The following is a 21,035-nucleotide window of genomic DNA, read 5'->3' as shown; positions in this document are numbered from 1 at the left end:
GCCGACTCGGGCTCGCTGTTGCAGTCGCCCCCGGGGGGATGGCGCGATGGCTGGCCGTCACGCCGGGCGCCGGATCCGACGGGGGCCGCCGCCCTTATGGCGGCCAAAGTGGCGGCGGCGATGGGACGGCGCGAGCAGTTGTATGCCCTGTCGCTGGTGATGTTATCGGCCAAGCTTGCACGGATTGACGGGCCGGTGAATCGGGCGGAGATCAACGCGTTTCGTGGCCGCTTTCAGATCCCGCGCGAGAATGTGGCCGAGATCGGGCGTCTGTTCGATCAGGCACGGACGCGTACCGATGATTACGAGATGTTCGCGCGTGAACTTGGCCGCGTCTACGCCGACGACCGGCAGCCGCTGGAAGATCTGCTGGGCGTCCTGTTTGCGATCGCCCGGGCCGATTCGCCGGACGGCGCCATCAATGCGCGCGAGCGGCGGTATCTCGACCGGGTGCATGCGGCGTTCGGGTTGAGCCCGGGGGCCTGGGACCGGGCGGAGAACGGTGCGGCGCGACCCACGGTGGACGAGGGGGACGCGTATCGCGAACTGGGAGTGATGCCATCCGCCAGTGATGACGAGGTGCGCGGCGCGTGGCGACGGTTGGTGCGGGAGCTGCACCCGGACGTGATGAGCGCGCGTGGTGCGGCAGAGGCGGAGCGGGTCCGCGCGACGGTTCGCGTGGCGCGCGTGAATGCGGCGTGGGACCGGATCAAGCGCGACCGGCGACTGTGATTTTTTCGTTCGTCGTGCAACAGATGCACGTGGCGGTCGTATTAGCCCGGCGCGCGGACGGATTGCAGATGGCGGCGCACATGCTAGAGAGTATGGGATGTCGGCTTGCTGACGACCGTTGATGAAAAGACGGCTGCCCCGGGTTGGTCCGGACGTGGTCCGACCCTATGCCGTTGAGGACGAGGATGCGCGCTGTAACCCTGACGAAATTCTTTCCTGTCCGCCCGGGGTTTGCACGCGGAGCCGTCCGGACGGCGACGATGGCGGCTGTGCTGGCCTCAGCGGCCTGCGGTCCTCTGACGACGCCCAAGCCGACCGACCCGGACGCGCTGGCCGACTACCGGGAGGCCAACGACAAGTACGAGCCGCTCAACCGGAAGATGTATAATCTGAACATGAAGGTGTACAAGTATGCCTTCAGGCCGGTGGGTAAGGCCTATATTTGGGCGGTGCCGTCGCCGGTGCGCGACGCGCTGGGCGATATGGTGCAGACGATGAACGAGCCGATCGTCTTCTTCACGGACGTGGGCGCCGGCCGTCCCCGTCGGGCGGGCGACGCGTTTGTCCGTTGGACAGTCAATATGACGGCGGGCGTTGGTGGTTTGATCGATGTCGCCAAGATGCTGGGCTATCCCCATCATGACGATGACGCGGGTCTGGTCCTGGCGACGTGGGGCGTGCCCTCGGGCCCCTATCTGTTCCTGCCGGGCATGGGGCCCTCGTCGTTCCGCGACTCGGCGGGGTATGGTATCGATGTAGGTCTGTCGCCGTGGAACTACGTGCCGCGGGGTTACGGCCTTTTAACTTTCAACTGGGCTTATAATATTGCCGGTATAATCAACGGCGCGGCAAATTCGATCGACGCCTTCGATCAGGTGCAGCGTGACGCGCTCGACCCGTATGCGTTCATTCGCAGCGCGTATCAGCAGCAGCGCCGTGCCCAGGCCGAAGCGATCAAGAACGACCATCGGGCCACGACGCCCGACTGGTACAATTGAAGCAGGACAAGTCAGACATGGGTTCTACGTTCTTCCGGTCCGTTGCCTTCCGTCGCCGCGCGCTCGGGCTCGTGGTCATCGGTGGTCTTCTGGCAGGTGGTGGTGCGGTTCCGGGCCACGCGGCGTCGGGCTCGGCGCATGATTTCGTCCAGCATTTCGGCGATCAGCTGGTTGCGATCATCAACAGCAAGCAGTCGTCGTCCGCCAAGAAGGCCGCGCTGGAGCCGTTGATCCAGCAGAATATCGATGTCGATTCGATCGGCCGTTATTGTCTGGGACGCTACTGGAAGGTGGCGACGCCGGACGAGCGGGCGCAGTTCCTGCAGCTGTTCCACAAGGTCATGATCAACGCCGTGTCCGAGCGGATGGTCGGCGACTATCAGGGTGTCACGTTCACGATCGGGAACACCATCAGCCAGGATGGTGATGAACTGGTTGATGGCGTCATCAATCGTCCCGGCAACCCGCCTGCCAACGTTCAGCTGGAGATCAGCACGCAATCGGGATCGCCGAAAGTCGTCGATCTCAAGGGTGAAGGCGCCAGCCTGCGTCTGACCCAACGTGGCGACTATGCGAGCTATATCGCGCAGAATGGTGGCCAGGTGAGCGCGCTGATCAAGGCGTTGCAGAAGCAGGTGTCGCGCAACGACTGAACGGCGGGCGAAAGGGCCCGGCGATTTTGGACCTCTGGCGGGGCCGTCTCGGATGAGGCGGCCTTTTGTCTATGGGGGGTGGTCCTTTAGCCTCTGACGCTCTCGAAGACGAGCATGCTGTGTCCGTCGCGGTCGAAGCGATCGCAGACGCGCATGCCGATGCCGCCGAGGATGGTTCTTGAGGCGATATTGGTCTCGCGTGCCACGGCGATGACCCGCGGCAGTCCTTCGTCATGCGCATAGTTCAGCACGGCAGCCGCGGCCTCGCGCGCGAGGCCGCGGCCTGTGGCCCATGGCCAGAGAGCGAAGCGCAGGCCCATGCCGCGCCCGTCCGGCCGTTCGTGCAGTCCGGTGATGCCGACGAAGCGCCCATTTTCGTGGATGGTGAACATGCCGACGCGCCGCCGGGCCCAGAGGGCGAGGTCGTCGGCCATGTCGGCCTCGGACTGGGCCCGGGTCCGGACGCCGCCGAGCATCAGGCCAAAGGCGCCGGGGTCGGCTTTCAGGCGCGCGACCTCGTCAATGTCCTGCCAGGTGACAGGACTGACGATAAGGCGGGGGGTACGGAGTTGACGCAGGGCGGTCATGGCCGGGGATCAGTCGTGCCCCCGGCCATACGTGTCAGCGGGCGAGCGGGCGATACTTGATGCGTCCGGGTTCGGTGGCATCGGGGCCAAGGCGGCGGCGTTTGTCCTCTTCATAAGCCTGGAAGTTCCCTTCGAACCATTCGACGTGGCTGTCGCCTTCGAAGGCCAGGATATGGGTTGCGAGGCGATCCAGGAACCACCGATCATGGCTGATGATGACCGCGCAGCCGGCAAATTCGGCCAAGGCGTCTTCGAGCGCACGCAGCGTGTCGACGTCGAGGTCGTTGGTCGGTTCGTCGAGCAGGATGACGTTGCTTTCCTTGCGGAGCATCTTGGCGAGATGGACGCGATTGCGCTCGCCGCCTGACAGGATGCCGACTTTCTTTTGCTGGTCCGAACCCTTGAAGTTGAAGGCACCCACATAGGCACGCGACGGCACGGCCCGCTTACCGAGATAGATGACGTCGGTTCCGCCGGAGATTTCTTCCCACACGCTCTTGTCATCGTCGAGCGAGTTGCGGGACTGATCGACGTAGCCGAGCTTGACGGTGTCCCCGATCTTCAGTTCGCCGCTGTCGGGCGTTTCCTGGCCTACGATCATCTTGAAGAGGGTCGATTTACCCGCACCGTTGGGGCCGATCACGCCGACGATGCCGCCCGGAGGCAGCTTGAAGCTGAGATCGTCGATCAGGAGGCGGTTGCCGAACGCCTTGCGCAGGTCTTCGGCCTCGATCACGGTGTTGCCCAGGCGGGGGCCGGGTGAAATGGCGATATCGGCCGCGCCGGTCGCCTGCTCGCTGGAAGCGGCGAGCATTTCCTCGTACTTCTGGATACGGGCCTTGCTCTTGGTCTGGCGCGCCTTCGGGCTGGAGGCGATCCATTCCTGTTCGGCGGCCAGGGCGCGCTGACGGCTGCTTTCCTCTTTTTCTTCCTGGGCAAGGCGTTTGCGCTTCTGCGCGAGCCACGACGAGTAGTTGCCTTCGAACGGATAGCCGCGCCCGCGCTCGATTTCGAGAATCCAGTTGGTGACGTTGTCGAGGAAGTAGCGGTCATGGGTGATGACCATGACGGTGCCTTCGTAGTCGCGCAGGGTGCGTTCGAGCCACGCGACGCTTTCCGCGTCGAGATGGTTGGTCGGCTCGTCCAGCAGAAGGATATCGGGTTTTTCGAGCAGCAGGCGGCATAGGGCCACGCGACGGCGCTCGCCGCCCGACAGCTTGGTCACCGGGCTGTCGGCGGGTGGGCAGCGCAGGGCGTCGAGCGCGATTTCGGTCTTGCGGTCGAGGTCCCAGCCGTCGCCGGCGTCGATCTTTTCCTGCAGTTCGGCCTGTTCGGCGAGAAGGGTGTTCATCTCGTCGTCGTCCATAGGTTCGGCGAACTTCATGGAGATCTCGTTGAATCGGTCGACGGCGATCTTGAGGTCACCGAAGCCCAGTGCCACGTTTTCGCCCACGGTGAGGGTTTCGTCGAGCTTGGGTTCCTGTTCGAGGTAGCCCACGCGCACGCCTTCGGCGGCCCATGCTTCGCCGCCGTATTCCTTGTCGAGGCCGGCCATGATCTTGAGCAGGGTCGATTTACCGGCGCCGTTGACACCCAGCACGCCGATCTTGACGCCTGGCAGGAACGACAGGGTGATGCCCTTGAAGACCTCGCGGCCGCCCGGATAGGCCTTGGTGAGGTCCTTCATGACATAGACATACTGATAAGCGGCCATGGGGTGCTCCTCTGCCGAAGGCGGGTGTGGGGTGCGGTGCGGTCGGCGGCGCTGCCGGGGCGTGGCGTCGGATGCCTGCGCCCGGCAGGACTTGAACCCGCAACCAAGCCGTTATGAGCGGCCCGCTCTAACCAATTGAGCTACGGGCGCGCAGGCTGTCCCTGATCTCGCGCAAGTTGGCCGGTTTGGCAAGCTGTAAAGGCGGCGGATTGGCAATGGATCGCGGCGTCGATAGGTTGTCGACGTATTCTGGTGAAGGAGTGTCACAGCTATGGACGTCTCGAAGATTTCTCCCGGCAAGGACGTGCCGTTCGACATCAATGTTGTGGTCGAGATCCCTGAGGGGTCATCGGTGAAGTATGAGGTGGACAAGGACAGCGGAGCACTGGTCGTCGATCGCTTCGTGTTCACGCCGATGGCTTATCCGGCAGCGTATGGGTTCATCCCGGGCACGCTGGCCGCGGACGGCGATCCTGCGGATGCGCTGGTTCTGGCGCCCGGGCCGATCGTGCCGGGCGCGGTGATTCGGTGTCGCCCGATCGGGATGCTGAAGATGGAGGATGAAAGCGGGCAGGACGAGAAAATCATCTGCGTGCCGCACGATAAGATCCATCCTCAGTTCTCGACGGTGCAGGCGATCGCTGATCTGCCGCAGATCACGGTGCAGGCCATCGAGCATTTTTTCACCCATTACAAGGACCTTGAGAAGGGCAAGTGGGTGAAGGTCACGGGCTGGGCCGGCAAGGACGAAGCTGGCCAGGTGATTACCGAGGCGCTGGCGGCCGCGACCAAGGGCTGAACGCTTCAAAGGGGGGGTGATGCCAAAATGGCACGCTCCTCCAAGATGTTGAGTTCGCTCTCAGATTCGTGTTTATGTGTGGATTAAATATCATTTAAAAAGAGAATACCGACGCGATGAGAGACGGGCGAGGTTCCGGACGAAGCGCGGCAGTCGACAGACCACAACAAGAAAAAATAAGGTATGACGATGCGTATGATAGGCTGCTGGTTTAGTCAGTACACATGATCTGACTTTATTAAAGTAGATTAGAAAATATCGACCGGCTCTCTACCTTTGTAGATGGGTTCTGGTTTTATGCTCCAACAATAAAGTCAATAAGAACGATGAGCATGAGAACACATAACACGCACAGCAACGTGCTGGCAGTGAAGTCTTTTTTGTATGCGGGGATCGCATGCGTGGCGATGTCGGGTGTGGCGTCGGCGCAGACGTCGCTTAATCCCAGTGTTCGTGTCAATACGCCCCTGAATACTAAAGCTTTTGGGGAGAGTTCGGTTCCTCCGCTACCTCATCCGGAGGCTGTGTGGGAGGATCCGTTTGGCTGGAATACATGGCTGCGTGACCGCGGCGTGGCGTTCCTTTTGGACAACCGAAACGAGTTCGCTGGTATTGTAGGTCCTGTGACGCATTCTTATGGATTGCGGAAGGGGAGTTCGAGTGCGGGCCAGTATGCTTTCGAAAATGATATCGATTGGGAGCGTCTGGCGGGCATTCGCGGGTTCAGTACGCACGCGCTGGTCGTGGGACGTTACGGTATCCCGGCGAGTCGCATGTTCGGTGACAATGTCAACCCAAGCCAGGAAATCTACGGCGCGGGTGGCAACGTGGCTGTCCACTTTGTCTATGGCTATGGTGAAGAGACGTTTGGCCATGGCCGATTTGACGTGGCGGCGGGTCGTATTCCCTTCCTGAACGATTTCTCGTCGAACCCGCTGTACTGTAACTATATGAATAACGCGTTCTGCGGAAACCCGAAGGCGGCATCTGACAACACGGCGCATTCGTCTTATCCGGATGCGGTGTGGGCGGCACGTTTTCGGCTTCGGCCTACGACGCATACCTATATTCAGACGGGTGTGTATTTCAGTCAGGCTGGAATCTATGGCGTGAAGCAGTATCGGACTGGTTTCAAGTTGAACGGCGCGGACATCAACGGTGAATCGATCCCGGTAGAAATTGGCTGGGAACCGGTGTTTGGGCATGGGACACTGCCCGGCCATTACAAGCTGGGCTATGCCCGCGACACAATCGATCACAGTGATAATTATTACGATGGTAACGGCCGGCCCTATGCCCTGACGGGACTGACGCCGCGTAAAGATCATGGCGCGAACGCAGCGTGGCTACTTGTCGATCAGATGCTTTATCATTTTGACAAAGGCACGCCAGATGCTGGCGTTACGTTCCTTGGCGGCATGTATTACAATAGTGAGCGGTCGTCGATGCGGTCGCAGCAGTACCAGGCTGGTGTTCTGGCGCGGGGCTTCTGGGCAGCCCGTCCGAAGGACGGCGCGGGGCTGAATTTCGCCTACACGCGTGTGTCCGGGCAAGCTGCGCGCACTCAGGAATTGCAGCTGATGCAGGGGGTTCTGCCGGGTTCCTTGCTAAACGGGTCTTACGGGCCTCAGAGCTACGGCATGGTCCTGGAAGCGAATTATCAAATCCATGTTTATCGGGGTATTACGGTTTCGCCGGATTTTCAGTACTACTTCCATCCTGGCGCACAACGCGTGCTGCGCGATACAGCGGTATTGGGCGTGTGGTCGCACTTCGAACTGTTTTGATACCGCAAGTTTCGGACGTGCGTAAAATCGTCTGAATTGCGAAGGGGCGGCCGTCGACGTGAACGTCGGTGGTCGCCCTTCGTCATTGTGTGACTGATTTCAGGCAAGGGGGGAGATCTGGTGCCGGGTTGTTGGCAGGGCTTCAGGGGGCGCCGAATGACGCGACCACAGAAGGGAGACCGGTCTGGCGTCGGGTCTGAAGCCGGGCGGCGGTAAGGATGGCGCGGGCGTCGGCAATTGCGCGATCCAAGTCAGCGTTGATGATGACGTGGTCGAATTCCTGCCAATGGGAGATTTCGTCGCGGGCGGCCTTCATCCGGCGGTCTATTTCGTCCTGGTTGTCAGAGGCACGCTTGTGGAGTCGGTGTTCCAGTTCCTGAAGCGATGGGGGAAGCACGAAGAGGCTGACGACGTCCGTGGGGAGGGCGGCACGAAGCTGGCGGTGTCCCTGCCAGTCGATGTCGAAAATCATGTCGAGGCCGCTTTTGAGCGCTGCCTCGACGGGTGCGCGTGGTGTCCCGTACCCTCGGCCGAAGACAATGGCGCCCTCCAGAAGGTCGCCGCTCTTTGACATGGATTGAAAATCTTCCATCGTCCGAAAATAATAATGCACGCCCTCATGTTCGCCGGGACGGGGTTGCCGGGTCGTGACCGAAACGGAGTGCCGGAGATCGGGCTCGGACGCCCGCAGGGCGTTGGCTATGGTCGATTTTCCTGCACCCGATGGCGCCGACAGGACGAAGCAAACGCCGCGGCGCCGTATGGCCGGCGATGAGTGAGGGGCCATAGGGCAAGTGCTCCCGTGCGTTCGTACAATCTGCGAATGATATCCCGGTGGGTCGTTGTTCGCACGAGAGGCGCGGCGTGGGCAAGAGGGAAGGCCGGGCCGTGAGTGCCTGAACGCAGGGTAGATCCGCTGGCCGGCGGCGAGGGTTTGTCGAGCCGGGTAATTTTTTTTAACGGACACTTGATCCGCGCGCGCGGCATGCGTAACGTCGTGCATAGAATACGGTTGCATTGCTCGGAGCAAACATTTCGTGCCGTCACGCAACCCGTTCGCTTTCCAAGTCCTATAAGAGGTGTCGCGACGGGTTCGGCGAAGTTGTCGCGCGCCGTGACACGGTTTGCCCCGGTGCTCGTGAAAATGCTGAGGGCTCTTTCTGTATCTCATACGCAATGACCACTGAGGTAAGACGTGTGCGTGGTGCGCGCCGTTGACGGAACCCTCATTTCCGCGCCACGGCACGGACAGTCCTGAGGCGGCTTAGATTTCAGTCTTATCGGGTTTCAAAAAGGGTTGAGGCTGAAAGCTGATTGACGTAATGGCGTTTTGCCATGAGCATGGCAGTAAGGAAAAAGAACCGAATCAGTACTGATTTTTATAAACACACTGCAAATATTTTAAAATTAGAATTTTATTTTATATACACAAATATTTTAATACTTTATTATAGTGAGAACTGAGGTCATGACTTGCATCGCTAATATTGCCGATGTTACTCGAAGAAAAGTCCTGGTTCCCGACTTGGATATGTTGCCTACGGTAGAACGTCGATCTCATTCCGACCTGGTGACGAAGGATGGTCTGATACGTGTGATATCGACGCTGAACGCCCTGTATGACGCCGGTGATATCGGAGATTCAGAACGGGGCGCGGCGGAGCGTTGGCTTAGGGATTTTCTGTATGCCCGATTTGGCACTATGGATAAACAAAGTCAGAAACAGGCTTATGAAAAAGGGGACGTTCATACATGGATGCTCAGTCGCGGTAAGGCTGCAGCCCGTGTGTCTGAGATTCGTGCCTGTCTCGGTTTGTGCGCACATGTTCGGCTTGAAATGCTTCTAGTTCAGGAAAAATCGTTCTCTGCAATGGCAAAGGTTCTCTTTCCCAATATCTCCGAAGCGCGCGCGAGGATGAAGGTCTCCGCTCAGTGCGGGCTTATTCTCGAGCAGCTGTCGTCCTATTACGATGCCCAAAAAAATCGGACGGCGCCCGGAAAAAACTTGCCTGACGCGCGCGGTTGCTGTATGTAAAACACCATACTGAGAAATTTATAAAAGCCACACCGTTTGACGGTGTGGCTTTTTTTTGGAGAAATGTCGTGGTGTCCACACGGGGTGTGTTGAAGCCGGGTGCAATCGTGGCCACTCGCGCCCGATACTCGGTGATACTCGAAACTTCGGCTGAGCAGTGTGTCCTGTGCCCTTTGGTTTCCCTTGACGAGACTAGGCATCGCGCTGATGTCGAGCCAGCCTGGTGTGAACTGGTGAACGCCAATCTCAAGAAAATCGACGTAAAAGTTCGCTGTATCCCTGCGGTAAGAGACATCAAGGGCCTTCAATATGTTGGGGATGTTTCGTTAGGTCTTGTCGAGCGTCTTCGTGCAGCGGTTTTGCGTGAACAATCACGACGTACGTGCGAGATTACGATGCGACGTCATATCGTATCGTTTAAATCGGAAAATAGGGTCATAGAGTAGGCTTCCTACGCAATTCCGCCTTTGTGTGGTGCCGGAAGTATAGGCGCGGGGCGCGTGTGCAATATATCTAAGCGTAAACGAGAAAAATTTTTGAGTGTCTTGTCGGAGACGGGAAATATCTCCGAGGCCGCGCGGTGCGTCGGGCTGAGTCGATCCAGTTTTTATAAACTCCGCTCCGAAGACGATGAGTTTCAGAGGCTGTGGAGATTAGCGCAAGAGGCATCAATTGATCTTCTGGAGGAAGAGGCGCGGAAGCGGGCGACAGACGGTTATGATGAGCCTGTGGTCTATGGTGGCAAGGTGGTCACGGATCCACTAAGTGGGAAGCCAATATTAAAGAAAAAATATAGTGATGCTCTTTTGATTTACTTGCTGCGTTCATCACGGGAGAAGAAAGATAAGGAGTATGGTCATGGGGCTTCAGAGATTACGGTTGTGATTTCGGCTGATGAAGGCGAACTTTAGTCTCAACGAGGGGCAGAAGGACGCGGTTCGACTACTTTCAGGTCCTGCCCGCCATATCTTTCTTCGCGGTGGATCCCGATCGGGTAAGACTCTGGTTTTGCTGAGGGCAATCGTCATCAGAGCATTGCGTTGCAGTCAGACAAAGCATGGCATTTTTCGTCACACTCTTTCGGCGGCGCGGGCGACGCTGCTCAGCGAGAGTTTCCCGGAGATGATGAGATTATGCTTTCCCGCTGTTCCTTACACTCTTTACAGGCAAGACTCGATCATTCGGCTAGGGAACGGGTCGACGCTTCTCTTTGGCGGACTCGACCAACACGACCGGACCGAAAAAGTTCTCGGGCACGAGTTTTCAACGATTTACCTTAATGAAGCCAGTCAGATCTCGTACCGATCCAGAAATATGCTTCTAACTCGTTTGTCAGAAAATTCGTCTCTGATGCGAAAGGAATATATCGACGCGAACCCACCGTCCATGTCGCACTGGCTCTATCGTCTCTTTGAAAACGGGGAAGAGCCTGACAGTGGACAGCCACTCGAAAACCGGGGTCTATATGCCTCAATGCAGATAAACCCAAACAGTAATAGAGATAATATTCCTGGGGATTACTTCGATCATTTGAACAGTCTGCCTGAACGCGAGAAAGCTCGATTCCTAAGGGGCGAGTATTCGTCTTGTGTCCAGGGGGCATTGTGGAAGATTGATAGCATCCAAAGACAAAGATCGATCGATCGCGAATCTCTGGATGCTATTCGATCGAACATGCAAAGGATTATCATATCTGTTGATCCTTCGGGAGCGTCGGGCCCTGACGATTATAGATCGGATGAAATCGGCATCGTCGTATGCGGCATCGACATGCATAAGAATCTTCATGTGCTGGAAGATTGCTCGCTACGAGAAACGCCGGCTAAGTGGGCTCTTGAGGTTCTTGCTGCCGTAAGACGGTGGCGCGCGGATCTGATCGTCGCTGAAAAGAACTTCGGCGGAGCACTGGTGGAAGCCAATATCCGGGCCGTTGATAGTAACGCACCTTTGAAGCTGGTGAGTGCGTCGCGGGGCAAGGTAGCTCGTGCCGAGCCCGTGGCGGCTCTCTATGAGCGTAAGAAGGTCTATCACCATGGCAGGTTCCAAGAGCTGGAGGAGCAGCTTTCTCTATTTTCGTCTGGGGGATACCGAGGAGTAAAATCTCCGGACCGAGCAGACGCCCTTGTGTGGGGAATAACGGAACTGGCGCTTCTGGATCCCCAGCAGGGGAAGGCGCAGTGGATACCTGCGCCTCTTTCATTTGAACGATAAGAGGTACGATGGATTGGCAGGCACTACGAGAGACATATGCATTTGACGCGATCGCATCGCCCCGGAGGAGGCGACTAAGTAGTCTTAAAAAAGTTCTCGATGGACACCATTATGATGGTCTGAGGTATCCCTTTTCCAAGGAGAGGACTGAGGCAGGCGAATACATTCCCCTCCGCTGTCGACGGCCTGCGGTGCGCACAAACCTGTGTCGTGGAGTGGTCGAGGATTCGGTGGCGCTTCTTTTTGGTGACTGCCATTGGCCCGATGTCGTTTCGGATGACCATGAGATTACAACGGCGCTGAGGATTTTTGCTTCGGATACTAATCTGGCGGCGTTGATGACAGAAGCGGCTATCCGAGGATCCATTGGATCAACCGCGATTCTCTTTGAGATTGAGAGTGGTAAGCCGCGCCTTCGTCTTCTGGATACGAGCCTGCTTGATCCGGTCTGGGACGAAGTCGATGGTGATCTGCTGCGGGTGTCGGAAAGATTTATCGTTGCGGGGCAGGCGCTGCGCGACCGCGGGTTCAGCGTTTCTGATGACGATCTTGCAACACGCTTTGTGTGGCATCGTGTTTGGGACCGAAGCTGTTGCATCGTCTACGAACCTTGTAAAGTCGGTAGTTCCGAGGGGGCGAATGTAGACCGCGTACATACGATCATTCATGACTTTGGGTTTGTTCCGATTGTCTGGATTCGTAATCTGGCAGCTGCAAATTCGACGGATAGGCCTGACGGCGAGTGTACGTTTGAGCGCGCAATTGATACTGTGATTGAGGCTGATTATCTTCTGTCACAAGCGGGACGTGGACTGAAATACAGTTCGGATCCGACTCTAGTTTTAAAAACAGGCGGGATAAACCGTGATCCTGTGGCGCGCGAGGGAGGTGTGGTGTCTGCTCTTACGCTGCCTCCAGAGGGGGACGCAAAGCTTCTCGAAATAAACGGTAATTCCGCCAACGCTGTACTCAACCATTACCGGGAATTGCGGGCTCTCGTCCTGGAGCAGTTGCACGGAAGTCGCGCACATGCGGATCATCTGACGAGTCAGGTATCGGGAAAGGCCATGGAGCGGTTGAACCAGCCTTTGATCTGGATCGCCGAGCGATTGCGTCACTCATATGGTCGTGGTGGCCTGGTTCAGATTTACAGGATGGCGTGTGAATTTTCGAAGCGCTTATCCGGCGGACTGGTGCTGTCCAGTGGAGCGGTTATCGGCATGGAGCCTTTGGGGTTGGGGTTGCGCTGGCCGCCTTGGTATCCTCCGGGAGAGGGAGAGTTACAGCAGTTATCGGCAAGTCTTCAGACTGCTATTCAGGGCGGTTTCATGGATGCTGGCGACGCTGCGCATATCTTTATGGGCGCGGTTAATATAGCCGGGCATCGTATCCGTGATTTCTGAAATATTAATAGCAGAAAATTACGTATTGAAACTAAGGTCTGGACTGAAATATGACGGATGAAACTGCTGCGGTGAGTGCCGGAGATGCGAGTGAGGTTGATGCCTTGCGGGCGCGTCTGGCTGACGTCGTGTCGGAATTAGAGTCGACACGTGTGCGTTTGTTGCAAGGCGAACAGGCGCAGCGAGAGGAGCGGCGGCGCGCACGCATTCATCTGTGCGCGATCAAGTTCGGGGCGCTTGACGCGCTTGATCTTGAAAAGCTCGTCGAATTTGAAGAGACGGAACTCCAGGTCGATATCCCGGACGACATACTGGATGAGAGAATTGAACGCCTTCGTCAGAGCAAGCCCTATCTGTTTGATATAGGACGCGCAAGAGGCGGCGGCATCATGGATACGGTGAGTGGTTTGGCGCCACAACCTATGGGCGGATGCGACGAGGATGTTCGTCGGATTCCGACGAGCGATTATGAGAAAGCGAAGAAATCATTTCTTCGTATTTGATATAATTTTGTACGGTGTAATTTGAATGTCGATTGATAATTTTCCTCTTCAGCTTCAGTCCGCGATCCAGCAGGGTTTTCTTGCCCGCGAGTTTGAAAACGGTCTGCAGTCGCGCCTCGGCTTTCGACGGGTGGCGGATCGCGAAATTTTTCCAAATGCGATTGGTGAGACACTGACCAAGACGCGTAAGAGTCTAAAAGCGCCGGTTACGACGCCGCTCGTGCCTTCCGCAAACACCAATTTTGATAACGGCCTCACGCCTGGATCGTGGTCCGTCGAACAGTACACGTTGTCTATAGATCAGTATGGCGATACGATTGACCTGAATATGGTGACGTCCGGGGTTGGAATCGCGTCACAGTTCTTGGCGAATGCCTACACGAATGGCGTTCAGGCGATGCAGTCGCTCGACCGCATCGCACGTAACACGTTGCTGGGTGGCGCGGCAAATGGAGTGGGTGGCTACCTGGGTGGGAACACGCGTGTAACGGTGGCCTTGTCGTCGGCTGCTGCGAGTGTGCAGGTTGATGACATCCGTGGCTTTCAGAATATCATCAGCGGATCAGGGCGCGTTGTCAGCGTGTCGGCCGGCGACGGTATGACGGTGACAGTTGGCGCGGGTGTTTATACGCTGGTTGCCGCACAGGCGGATGCGCTGAACGTATCGACTGCCCCGGGTGGCGTATCCGGATCTCTCACGTTCAGTGCGTCTGTGTCGACGAGTGATGGTGCCAAGGGGGCTGCGGTTGTGGCGTCTATCGCGCCTCTGGTTCTTCGCGCGAATAACCGTTCGACGACCGCGGCCTTGCAGGCTGGTGGTTCAACAGGCATCGGTGACATGCTTGGGATCCAGTCGGTGCTGGCCGGTGTTGCTGCTCTGCGTCGCAACAACGTTCCGACGATTGATGGTGCCTATCATTGTTACCTCGACGATATCCAGCTGCTCGGTCTGTTTCGCGATCCTGATTTCAAGTACCTGTATCGGGGTGCCTATGGGAGCGAGGAGTACCGCAGCGGCCAGGTTATTGAACTGCTCGGCGTCCGCTTCATTCCGACGACGGAAGCACCGCAGCAGGCGTCTCTTGGCAATGGCCCCATTCATCGGGCGCTGTTGCTGGGTCAGGGGGCGCTGATCGAAGGTGACTGCGCCCTGACTGGGCATTCGGATATTCCGGAGGTGGATCGGGCTCTGGTCGAAATGGTCGACGGCGTTGCCATGGTGACGCGTGAGCCGATAGATCGCCTGAAGCAGATCATTGCGCAGTCGTGGTATTGGATCGGCGGATTTGCCCTGCCGACGGATATGACTGCTGACACTGCAATTATTCCGACAGCGACCAACTCCTATCTCAAGCGGGGGGTTGTGATCGAGAGCCTGGGAACAGATGCCTATGGCGCGATGATCTGAATGTTTTATGGGGCCGATCTTTCGGGGTCGGCCACCATGGCGAAAGAGGTGCCGTGAGTTCGTCAAATTCAACCGAAAGTTTCACCGTGTCCGAGTTGACGGACCTTCGTCGCTATTGCGGTTATCCCGCCGTCGGTAGCACTGCCAGTGGAGAGGGGTCGTGGCGGTTCTTTTCGATCTATGGTGCTTTAGAGTGGAGGCTGCAGAACCTGTCGCCGTCCGAGATGTTGCAGAGTCGGGCTCTTTTGGATCAGCTCGCTCCACTCGAACAGGCGATTGGCGGAGCGTCTGCGGGGCTGGATACGGCGGCTGCCGCGACGTGGACACGAAATCCGCGCGAGTTGGAGGAGAGGATTTCGCTGTATGCCTATACTCGCCGACGCCTGTGCGGATTTCTGGGAGTGCCGGCCGGTCCGGACCTGCGAGATACCAGAGAAATTGTGGTCTAGGGCGCGGGACTTATGTCCGTGGGTACGCTGAAGGGTTCGATGGTGAATTTGCTTGACCTGTCGGCACGCTGTCAACGCGGGCGGGCGCGGCTTGCTGCGGTTCTCGGTGCAAGCGCGGTCCACTATCGGCCGGTGAGTTCCTCAGCTCCGACGGACACGCCCTACGGCAGCTGCACGCTTGTTGTATCGAACCACGCTGACTTCATGTTCAAAAAACCCTCTACGTGGTCTGATCCGTTCCGCTACGGCGTAGGCGACTCGGATGATATCCAACTCGGCGATATTTTTACGATCGGGTCGGCTATGTGGTTCGTGGCGGGCGTGGACGATCTGTCTCCGATGCTGCTTGTGGAATGTAATCACGTCGTCTCGTATTTTCCTTCGGGGTCGACGACCGCTGTTGGAGAGGGCTGGCCTTGCGCCATGGTTCTGCGTGCGCGCGGGGACCGTAGCCAGAGTGGCACGCCAGGAGCGCTGACGCCGGGGCAATTCGTGTTGTACAGTCCCGCTATTCCGGGTGTCGATGTCAGTCCCTACATGATCGTGCAGTCCGATGATGAGACAAGTTACATTGTCGATTCCGTGGAACGCACGTCATCGGGCTGGCGTTTGTATGTTTCAAGTCAGCAGGTTTGATGATGGCGGATGTCGGGAGTGTACGTGAAGCCCTTGTCGCGAGGTGCCGCGCGTTGATTGTCGAGATGCCGGACAACGGACGGAATCTTTTTGTTCGGAGCGGACATCTTCTGGCGAGTGATATGCAAGGCGCATCATCGGTCAGAACAGACAATGATTACGTCACAGTGTGTGCCCTCGAAGGACATTATGCGGCTGGTATAGCCCCTCTGGGTAGTCCATGGACAGATGGTCCTGCTGACGTTCCACCCGTTGTCGTAAATATTTCGGGTAAAAAGGCACAAATCGTAATTTCGGCAGGCGCCGTGAGCGGGGGAGTGGTAGGACTGGAGGTGATGCTGGAAGGATCGGGGGTCACAGAACTCTATCCCTATGCGATCCAGGCCACGGATGATTCAGCGGGAATAGCTCGGGCGTTGGGTGCCCAGATCCCGGGTGCTTCCGTCGAAGGGGATATAATCACCATACCGTCTTCGATCATATTGCGCGGCCGTGTAGGGGGTATTGCGAAAGCGTCCCGACGTTTGAGACGGCAAGTTCAGAGATTTCGGGTCTCACTGTGGACGAACGACGTGACGATTCGGGACAGCGTCGGATCGTTTCTTGATCTTGGTCTGAGCGACACTGTATGGCTCGAACTCGCCGATGGAGACACAGTGCGCATTATATCTGCCGGGGCATCGGACGGGGATGCTATGCAGATGCAGTCTGTCTATCGGCGCGATATATTGTTCGACATTGAGTTTGACACTGTTGATGCGGCAAACGATCAACAGATGATTTCCTACGGTATTAGAAGCGGACTTACGGAGTCTCCTTCCAGCAGTATAATTTTGTCAGGTGTGTCCCTTGCCTGACTCCCGCTAGTCAAGGCCGGATTTTAACGGGCTTGGCTTGTCGTGTATTTTATATTCTTCTTTGAAAGGTTACGTCGCTTCCATGGCGAGAGTTTACCAGTCGGGTTCTCTGAACACGACCAGTCTGGTGGTGCCTAATCTGTATGTGCAGGTGGTCCAACCCCAGACCCTGAGTCTGAACGGCGCGTCGAGCAGCCGGATCGGTATTGTCGGTACCGCCGGATGGGGGCCGGTTAACAGTCCGGTTGCTGTCGGTAGTATGGCTAACTGCCTTTCGCAGTTTGGCACGAAGCAGAGCAACGCATTTGATATCGGCACAGCGGTTAACATTGCGATTGTGCAGGGCGCGAATGATTTTCGAGTCGTCCGCGTTACGGACGGTTCTGACGTGCATGCCACAGCGACAGTGGACGGTGTGACGCTCACCGCGCGTTACTCGGGCAGTGCAGGCAACGGCATTTCTATTACGATCATGTCTGCACAGAATGGCGGTTATACGTTGAGTGTGGTGCATGCCGTGCTTGGTGGCGGTCTGTATTCCGGATCTACGTGGGAAGCGCTTCGGGATGCGGTCGCGGCTGATGCGGGCGCGTTGATTGCCGTGACGTTGCCGCAGACGGTTCCTGCCTTGGGGGTGGGAGCGGTAAGTCTGACGGGGGGCAGCGATGGAGATGTGCCCTCGTCTGAAGCGTTCATCGGGTCAGCGGCTGGTTCCGGAACTGGTTTGTATGCTCTTCAGGCGCAGAGTTGTGCTCTTGCGTTCATCCACGGTCTTACCGATTCGGCGACGTGGACGACGCAGGCGGCGTTCGGGTTGCAGAACGGCGTGTATATGCTGTGTACGGGGCCGTCGGGCGACACAATCACGAATGCCACGGCGCGAAAGGCAACTGCTGGGCTCGATAGTTACGCGGTAAAGCTGCTACACGGGGACTGGCTGTGGTGGCTTGACGATACGAACGGCATGATGCTGGTTTCGCCACAGGCATTTGTAGGCGGGTGTCTTGCCTCCCTTACGCCCGCGCAGTCGAGCCTGAATAAGCAGATTTACGGGATTTTGGGGAGCCAGAAGGCCGGCTTGTCGAGTGGTTCCGTAACGATTGCATATTCGGACGCGGAGCTGGGCGCACTGATCGACGCAGGGATCGATGTTGTCTGCAATCCTGCGCCCGGTGGCGTATACTGGAGCGCACGTAGCGGGCATAATTCGTCCACGACGTCGGTAATGTGGGGCGACAATTATACGCGGTTGACGAATTTCCTAGCCGACTCCTTTTCGGCAGGCCTCGGCGCTTACGTTGGTCGGTTGATCAATCAGTCGCTGTTTTTCGATATTCGTTCGTCAATTCTCGGGCTTCTGAGTTCCCTTCTCGGGCAGGGTATTCTGGGCAGTGTTGATGGTTCGCTTCCCTATGCCGTCGTGTGTGACAGCTCGAACAATACGCTTGCTCGTACGGCGTTGGGCTATGTTCAATGTGATATCCAGGTTCAATATCAGGGTATTAACGAGAAATTTATCGTGAATCTGCAGGGTGGAACATCTGTGCAGATCGCGACTGCATCGGGAAGTGTCTGATATGGCGAATCCGTACAGCATTGGTCGCGACTGCCGAATTACGTTGTTGTGGAATGGCAGTCGTGTCGATCTGAGGGACGTAACGGCTTTCCAGGCGTCGCAGGAGACGGTCGTTCAGCGGGCCAATCCTCTGAATGGCGTACCGGTGGAGTTTAATACGCCGAACGGCTGGCGCGGGAGCTTTTCGCTCGTTCGCGCAAGTGCGACTCTTGATACCTTGATCGCCAGCGTTGAGCAGGCGTTTTGGAGCGCCGGGACAATTGGCAGCGGTACGCTGTATCAATATATTTCCGAGCCGGACGGGACCCTCACGACATGGGAATATAGCGGTGTGTCCATGTCGTTGCATAATGATCGTTGGCAGGCCGAAGGCATTGTGCAGCAGACGGTGCAGTTCTTTGCATCGACACGGCGGCAGGTATCGTGATGGGTCTTCCAGCGACGCTCCATACCAAGGGTGGCCATGCGCTCTCGCTGCGTAGGCTCGACCCGGCTGACATGCTTGATCTCATCGAAGCTGGCGGTTCGGCGATGAATGGCGCCGCCGCGGACGCCTGGCTTGGATATGCGGAGATGATTTGCTCCGTCACGGCCATTGACCAGATACCCGTTCATATGCCGTCTTCGAAAGAAGAAATCAAAGAGTTGGCGAGGCGTCTTGGACACGACGGTGTCGACGCGCTTCTCGCAGCCTTTGAAGAGACGGCTACACCGCGCCTCGAACTATTGGACGTCTCAAAAAACTGAGCCGGCACCCCATATTTCAGCAGTTGATCTATCTGGTGCAGCATGGGGTGCCGTGGGAACTGGCGTCGAAGTGGACGGACGCGCGCAGGCTTGCTGCGTGTGTTATAATTGCAGAACGTGAAGGACACCGCTTTGATTGGTCCAGTGGGCGTTACGCGTAAATCAAGCGATTTAGGTCAACGCGCGACGCGTTCTGTTTTTCCGATCATATACGCAGGGTGTTTTCGATCGTCGAAGATTCTCGAACGCACTGGACGTGTTCGCCTTCGACTGTGGTCGGCTGTGCCTGGGGTCTCACGCTCGAGTCACCAAGGTGGAGATCATAGGCATGCCGTCGCCAACGTGCCTGGCTTGACGGGTGGGGTGAACGCTGTTTCCGCCGGGCGGCCGCATGTGCGGAGCGTTGGGGTCGCTGCCGTGGCGGACGGACCACGTACCGTGAGGCGTGTTGTTCCGGGCACCGACGCTCCGGCGGGAGCAAAACGAGCGGTCATACGACGGTCTCCGCAGACACGTGTCGTCAGGCGTGTCGTGGGTAGTGAGGTGACTAAGCAGTCGGACGGAAAAGGAGCCGGACGACCTACGGAACTCCCTCTGAAGCGATTGAAGGTTAGAGGCATGTCAAGAGCCTCGGTTAACGATACGGGCGCGGTCCGCGGCGACCTAAAGCGACAAGCGGAGCGTCATGGACCGGATGTGATTAAGGCTGGAAAACGCTACGGCGTACATCAGCTGGATAGCGTTCGTCGTCGGGAAAACGGTGTGCCACCACATAATTCTTCCGCTGCACCCGTGCGGCGCGAGAGTGCCGAGGACGGTGGAAGCCGCAAGACATCGCTGATACATGATGAGTCACCACACCCAAATTATTGGGGGACAGGTAGCCTCGCCACGGAGCGCGCGCCTGAGCGTGGACGAAGCGCTTACGCCGCGTACCGGCAGCCGATGCGCGATGCCGTCATTGCGGAACGTGAAGCGCGTATGGTGAGGCGAGCGTCGTCCAGCGCGGTCGACCAGATCGCGCAGATGCTGTTGCCGGGCTATAGCGCCGGTGCTTGAGATAAACTTTCAGTATGAGATGTTGCTGTCTTGGATGAGATTTATGTCGGCCCGATTACACTGTCCGGGATGGAAATACCCGACCGTGTAATTTTGGGCGGTGACCAGCGTGTCGTGATCACTGAGATGCCAGGTGGCGGTCGGGTCATAAATGCACAAGGTGCGCAACCGGGGCCTCTGGTTCTTGAGGGACGTTTCGTCGGGCCAAATGCTCTCTCGAGGGCGCGGATATTGGATCAGCTTCGGTGCCAAGGCACCGCGGTCACGTTTATCGGTCTGGGCTTCTCATGTGATGTCTGGGTAACCTCTTTTTCTTTTAGCTATGAGTCTAAAGGTATCGTCTGTCCGTATGTCATGCGTCTGGAGCGTCGCTTTGACCAGACGGCAACGACTGCGACAACGAATGCCCTGGGGGCGGTGGTAAACGCGCTTGCGAGTTCGGATGCTGCTCTTTCGAGAGCGGCAGACTCTTCGAGCGCCTTCGACGTTTCTTCGGCGAGTATTCAGAGCATTATCGCACGGAATGACATTCCAGATGTCGATGACCTTGTGACTCTTGCTTCTTCAGCAGAGGCGTTGGCCTCGATAGCCGAAGTGGGAGGTGTCGCGCTCGATAGTGTCGAGTTTCAAACGTCTTCCGACGTATCCAATGCACTTGTTCTTGCATCGGCGCAGAGTGCTGTTGTTGAAGCCAGTGACTATATCCGGCAGGCCATTGTTCTGTCGAAGTCGTGACTTGGGAGTTGATCATGTCGACTACGAAAAGTGTGAGCGCGAGTGATATTTCTCTGTTTCACGTGGCGGCCGCGACGTGTGGAGATGCTCTACAGTGGTGGCAGATCGCTCAAGCGAACGGTCTTTCGAGCCCCGATCTGACCTGG

Annotated in this window: 20 protein-coding genes and 1 tRNA gene; 17 read left to right on the top strand and 4 right to left on the bottom strand. The window is 57.5% G+C overall.

The window, feature by feature from the left end:
* The 3 genes from HUK82_RS01925 to HUK82_RS01915 form a co-directional block, all read left to right on the top strand.
* Positions 1 to 732 (top strand): TerB family tellurite resistance protein (locus tag HUK82_RS01925; protein ID WP_176612340.1); only part of this gene is annotated, 732 nt, incomplete at its 5' end.
* A gap of 260 nt (positions 733 to 992) precedes the next feature.
* Positions 993 to 1,730 carry an MlaA family lipoprotein gene (locus HUK82_RS01920; RefSeq protein WP_176612339.1) on the top strand — a complete coding sequence of 246 codons (738 nt, stop codon included), beginning with the start codon at positions 993 to 995 and terminating at the stop codon, positions 1,728 to 1,730.
* Positions 1,731 to 1,747: 17 nt separating this feature from the next.
* Positions 1,748 to 2,383: an MlaC/ttg2D family ABC transporter substrate-binding protein gene (locus HUK82_RS01915; protein WP_176612338.1), complete on the top strand. Its 636-nt coding sequence runs from the start codon at positions 1,748 to 1,750 to the stop codon at positions 2,381 to 2,383.
* A gap of 86 nt (positions 2,384 to 2,469) precedes the next feature.
* On the opposite strand, the gene HUK82_RS01910 is transcribed toward HUK82_RS01915, so the two are convergent.
* The 3 genes from HUK82_RS01910 to HUK82_RS01900 form a co-directional block, all read right to left on the bottom strand.
* Positions 2,470 to 2,970: a GNAT family N-acetyltransferase gene (locus HUK82_RS01910; protein ID WP_176612337.1), complete on the bottom strand. Its 501-nt coding sequence runs from the start codon at positions 2,968 to 2,970 to the stop codon at positions 2,470 to 2,472.
* Between the two features lie 34 nt (positions 2,971 to 3,004).
* Entirely contained in the window at positions 3,005 to 4,684 is a 1,680-nt protein-coding gene (gene ettA, locus HUK82_RS01905) for an energy-dependent translational throttle protein EttA (RefSeq protein WP_176612336.1), read from the bottom strand.
* 76 nt (positions 4,685 to 4,760) lie between these two features.
* A tRNA-Ile gene (locus tag HUK82_RS01900) sits at positions 4,761 to 4,834 on the bottom strand.
* Between the two features lie 121 nt (positions 4,835 to 4,955).
* On the opposite strand from HUK82_RS01900, the gene ppa reads away from it, so the two are divergent.
* Both ppa and HUK82_RS01890 read left to right on the top strand, forming a co-directional pair.
* Positions 4,956 to 5,483 (top strand): inorganic diphosphatase, encoded by a 528-nt coding sequence (ppa, locus tag HUK82_RS01895; RefSeq protein ID WP_176612335.1) that lies wholly within the window; start codon positions 4,956 to 4,958, stop codon positions 5,481 to 5,483.
* A gap of 332 nt (positions 5,484 to 5,815) precedes the next feature.
* Complete coding sequence (locus tag HUK82_RS01890) at positions 5,816 to 7,270, top strand: carbohydrate porin (protein WP_246495585.1); 1,455 nt, start codon at positions 5,816 to 5,818, stop codon at positions 7,268 to 7,270.
* Between the two features lie 142 nt (positions 7,271 to 7,412).
* Here HUK82_RS01890 and gmk read toward each other — a convergent pair whose 3' ends face one another.
* On the bottom strand, positions 7,413 to 8,057 hold the full coding sequence (gene gmk, locus HUK82_RS01885; RefSeq protein WP_176612334.1) for a guanylate kinase: 645 nt from the start codon (positions 8,055 to 8,057) through the stop codon (positions 7,413 to 7,415).
* Positions 8,058 to 8,738: 681 nt separating this feature from the next.
* On the opposite strand from gmk, the gene HUK82_RS01880 reads away from it, so the two are divergent.
* The 12 genes from HUK82_RS01880 (at position 8,739) to HUK82_RS01825 (ending at position 20,889) form a co-directional block, all read left to right on the top strand.
* Entirely contained in the window at positions 8,739 to 9,305 is a 567-nt protein-coding gene (locus tag HUK82_RS01880) for a hypothetical protein (protein ID WP_246495588.1), read from the top strand.
* 536 nt (positions 9,306 to 9,841) lie between these two features.
* On the top strand, positions 9,842 to 10,216 hold the full coding sequence (locus HUK82_RS01875) for a hypothetical protein (RefSeq protein WP_176612333.1): 375 nt from the start codon (positions 9,842 to 9,844) through the stop codon (positions 10,214 to 10,216).
* The gene (locus HUK82_RS01870) at positions 10,200 to 11,516 is read left to right on the top strand and encodes a phage terminase large subunit (protein WP_176612332.1); all 1,317 of its coding nucleotides are present in this window, start codon (positions 10,200 to 10,202) and stop codon (positions 11,514 to 11,516) included. The genes HUK82_RS01875 and HUK82_RS01870 overlap by 17 nt, the downstream gene beginning before the upstream one ends.
* Before the next feature lie 215 nt (positions 11,517 to 11,731).
* The gene (locus HUK82_RS01865) at positions 11,732 to 12,919 is read left to right on the top strand and encodes a phage portal protein (RefSeq protein WP_256126879.1); all 1,188 of its coding nucleotides are present in this window, start codon (positions 11,732 to 11,734) and stop codon (positions 12,917 to 12,919) included.
* Positions 12,920 to 12,969: 50 nt separating this feature from the next.
* Entirely contained in the window at positions 12,970 to 13,422 is a 453-nt protein-coding gene (locus HUK82_RS01860) for a regulator of G-protein signaling domain-containing protein (protein ID WP_176612330.1), read from the top strand.
* A gap of 25 nt (positions 13,423 to 13,447) precedes the next feature.
* A complete protein-coding gene (locus HUK82_RS01855) occupies positions 13,448 to 14,830 on the top strand; it encodes an autotransporter outer membrane beta-barrel domain-containing protein (protein WP_176612329.1) in 1,383 nt (460 codons plus the stop codon).
* A 467-nt stretch (positions 14,831 to 15,297) separates the two neighbouring features.
* Entirely contained in the window at positions 15,298 to 15,915 is a 618-nt protein-coding gene (locus tag HUK82_RS01850; RefSeq protein WP_176612328.1) for a hypothetical protein, read from the top strand.
* 53 nt (positions 15,916 to 15,968) lie between these two features.
* On the top strand, positions 15,969 to 16,772 hold the full coding sequence (locus tag HUK82_RS01845) for a hypothetical protein (protein WP_176612327.1): 804 nt from the start codon (positions 15,969 to 15,971) through the stop codon (positions 16,770 to 16,772).
* An 82-nt stretch (positions 16,773 to 16,854) separates the two neighbouring features.
* Positions 16,855 to 18,348, top strand: coding sequence for a phage tail protein (locus tag HUK82_RS01840; RefSeq protein WP_176612326.1), 1,494 nt, complete (start codon positions 16,855 to 16,857; stop codon positions 18,346 to 18,348).
* Position 18,349: 1 nt separating this feature from the next.
* The gene (locus HUK82_RS01835; protein WP_176612325.1) at positions 18,350 to 18,775 is read left to right on the top strand and encodes a hypothetical protein; all 426 of its coding nucleotides are present in this window, start codon (positions 18,350 to 18,352) and stop codon (positions 18,773 to 18,775) included.
* A 71-nt stretch (positions 18,776 to 18,846) separates the two neighbouring features.
* Complete coding sequence (locus HUK82_RS01830) at positions 18,847 to 19,095, top strand: hypothetical protein (RefSeq protein ID WP_246495592.1); 249 nt, start codon at positions 18,847 to 18,849, stop codon at positions 19,093 to 19,095.
* Between the two features lie 1,089 nt (positions 19,096 to 20,184).
* Complete coding sequence (locus HUK82_RS01825) at positions 20,185 to 20,889, top strand: hypothetical protein (protein WP_176612324.1); 705 nt, start codon at positions 20,185 to 20,187, stop codon at positions 20,887 to 20,889.
* The last annotated feature ends 146 nt before the right edge of the window (positions 20,890 to 21,035 follow it).

It is taken from the genome of Ameyamaea chiangmaiensis, assembly GCF_013376175.1.
Classification (GTDB): domain Bacteria; phylum Pseudomonadota; class Alphaproteobacteria; order Acetobacterales; family Acetobacteraceae; genus Ameyamaea; species Ameyamaea chiangmaiensis.
This window is presented reverse-complemented; position numbering and strand designations above follow the sequence as displayed.

Excerpts from the sequence above, each read along its gene's own strand:
- HUK82_RS01880 (WP_246495588.1), top strand. The coding sequence starts at position 8,739 with ATGACTTGCATCGCTAATATTGCCGATGTTACTCGAAGAAAAGTCCTG.
- HUK82_RS01855 (WP_176612329.1), top strand. The coding sequence starts at position 13,448 with ATGTCGATTGATAATTTTCCTCTTCAGCTTCAGTCCGCGATCCAGCAG.
- HUK82_RS01890 (WP_246495585.1), top strand. The coding sequence starts at position 5,816 with ATGAGAACACATAACACGCACAGCAACGTGCTGGCAGTGAAGTCTTTT.
- HUK82_RS01840 (WP_176612326.1), top strand. The coding sequence starts at position 16,855 with ATGGCGAGAGTTTACCAGTCGGGTTCTCTGAACACGACCAGTCTGGTG.
- HUK82_RS01830 (WP_246495592.1), top strand. The coding sequence starts at position 18,847 with ATGCTTGATCTCATCGAAGCTGGCGGTTCGGCGATGAATGGCGCCGCC.
- ettA (WP_176612336.1), bottom strand. The coding sequence starts at position 4,684 with ATGGCCGCTTATCAGTATGTCTATGTCATGAAGGACCTCACCAAGGCC.
- HUK82_RS01860 (WP_176612330.1), top strand. The coding sequence starts at position 12,970 with ATGACGGATGAAACTGCTGCGGTGAGTGCCGGAGATGCGAGTGAGGTT.
- HUK82_RS01920 (WP_176612339.1), top strand. The coding sequence starts at position 993 with ATGGCGGCTGTGCTGGCCTCAGCGGCCTGCGGTCCTCTGACGACGCCC.
- ppa (WP_176612335.1), top strand. The coding sequence starts at position 4,956 with ATGGACGTCTCGAAGATTTCTCCCGGCAAGGACGTGCCGTTCGACATC.
- HUK82_RS01910 (WP_176612337.1), bottom strand. The coding sequence starts at position 2,970 with ATGACCGCCCTGCGTCAACTCCGTACCCCCCGCCTTATCGTCAGTCCT.
- gmk (WP_176612334.1), bottom strand. The coding sequence starts at position 8,057 with ATGGCCCCTCACTCATCGCCGGCCATACGGCGCCGCGGCGTTTGCTTC.
- HUK82_RS01870 (WP_176612332.1), top strand. The coding sequence starts at position 10,200 with ATGAAGGCGAACTTTAGTCTCAACGAGGGGCAGAAGGACGCGGTTCGA.
- HUK82_RS01915 (WP_176612338.1), top strand. The coding sequence starts at position 1,748 with ATGGGTTCTACGTTCTTCCGGTCCGTTGCCTTCCGTCGCCGCGCGCTC.
- HUK82_RS01835 (WP_176612325.1), top strand. The coding sequence starts at position 18,350 with ATGGCGAATCCGTACAGCATTGGTCGCGACTGCCGAATTACGTTGTTG.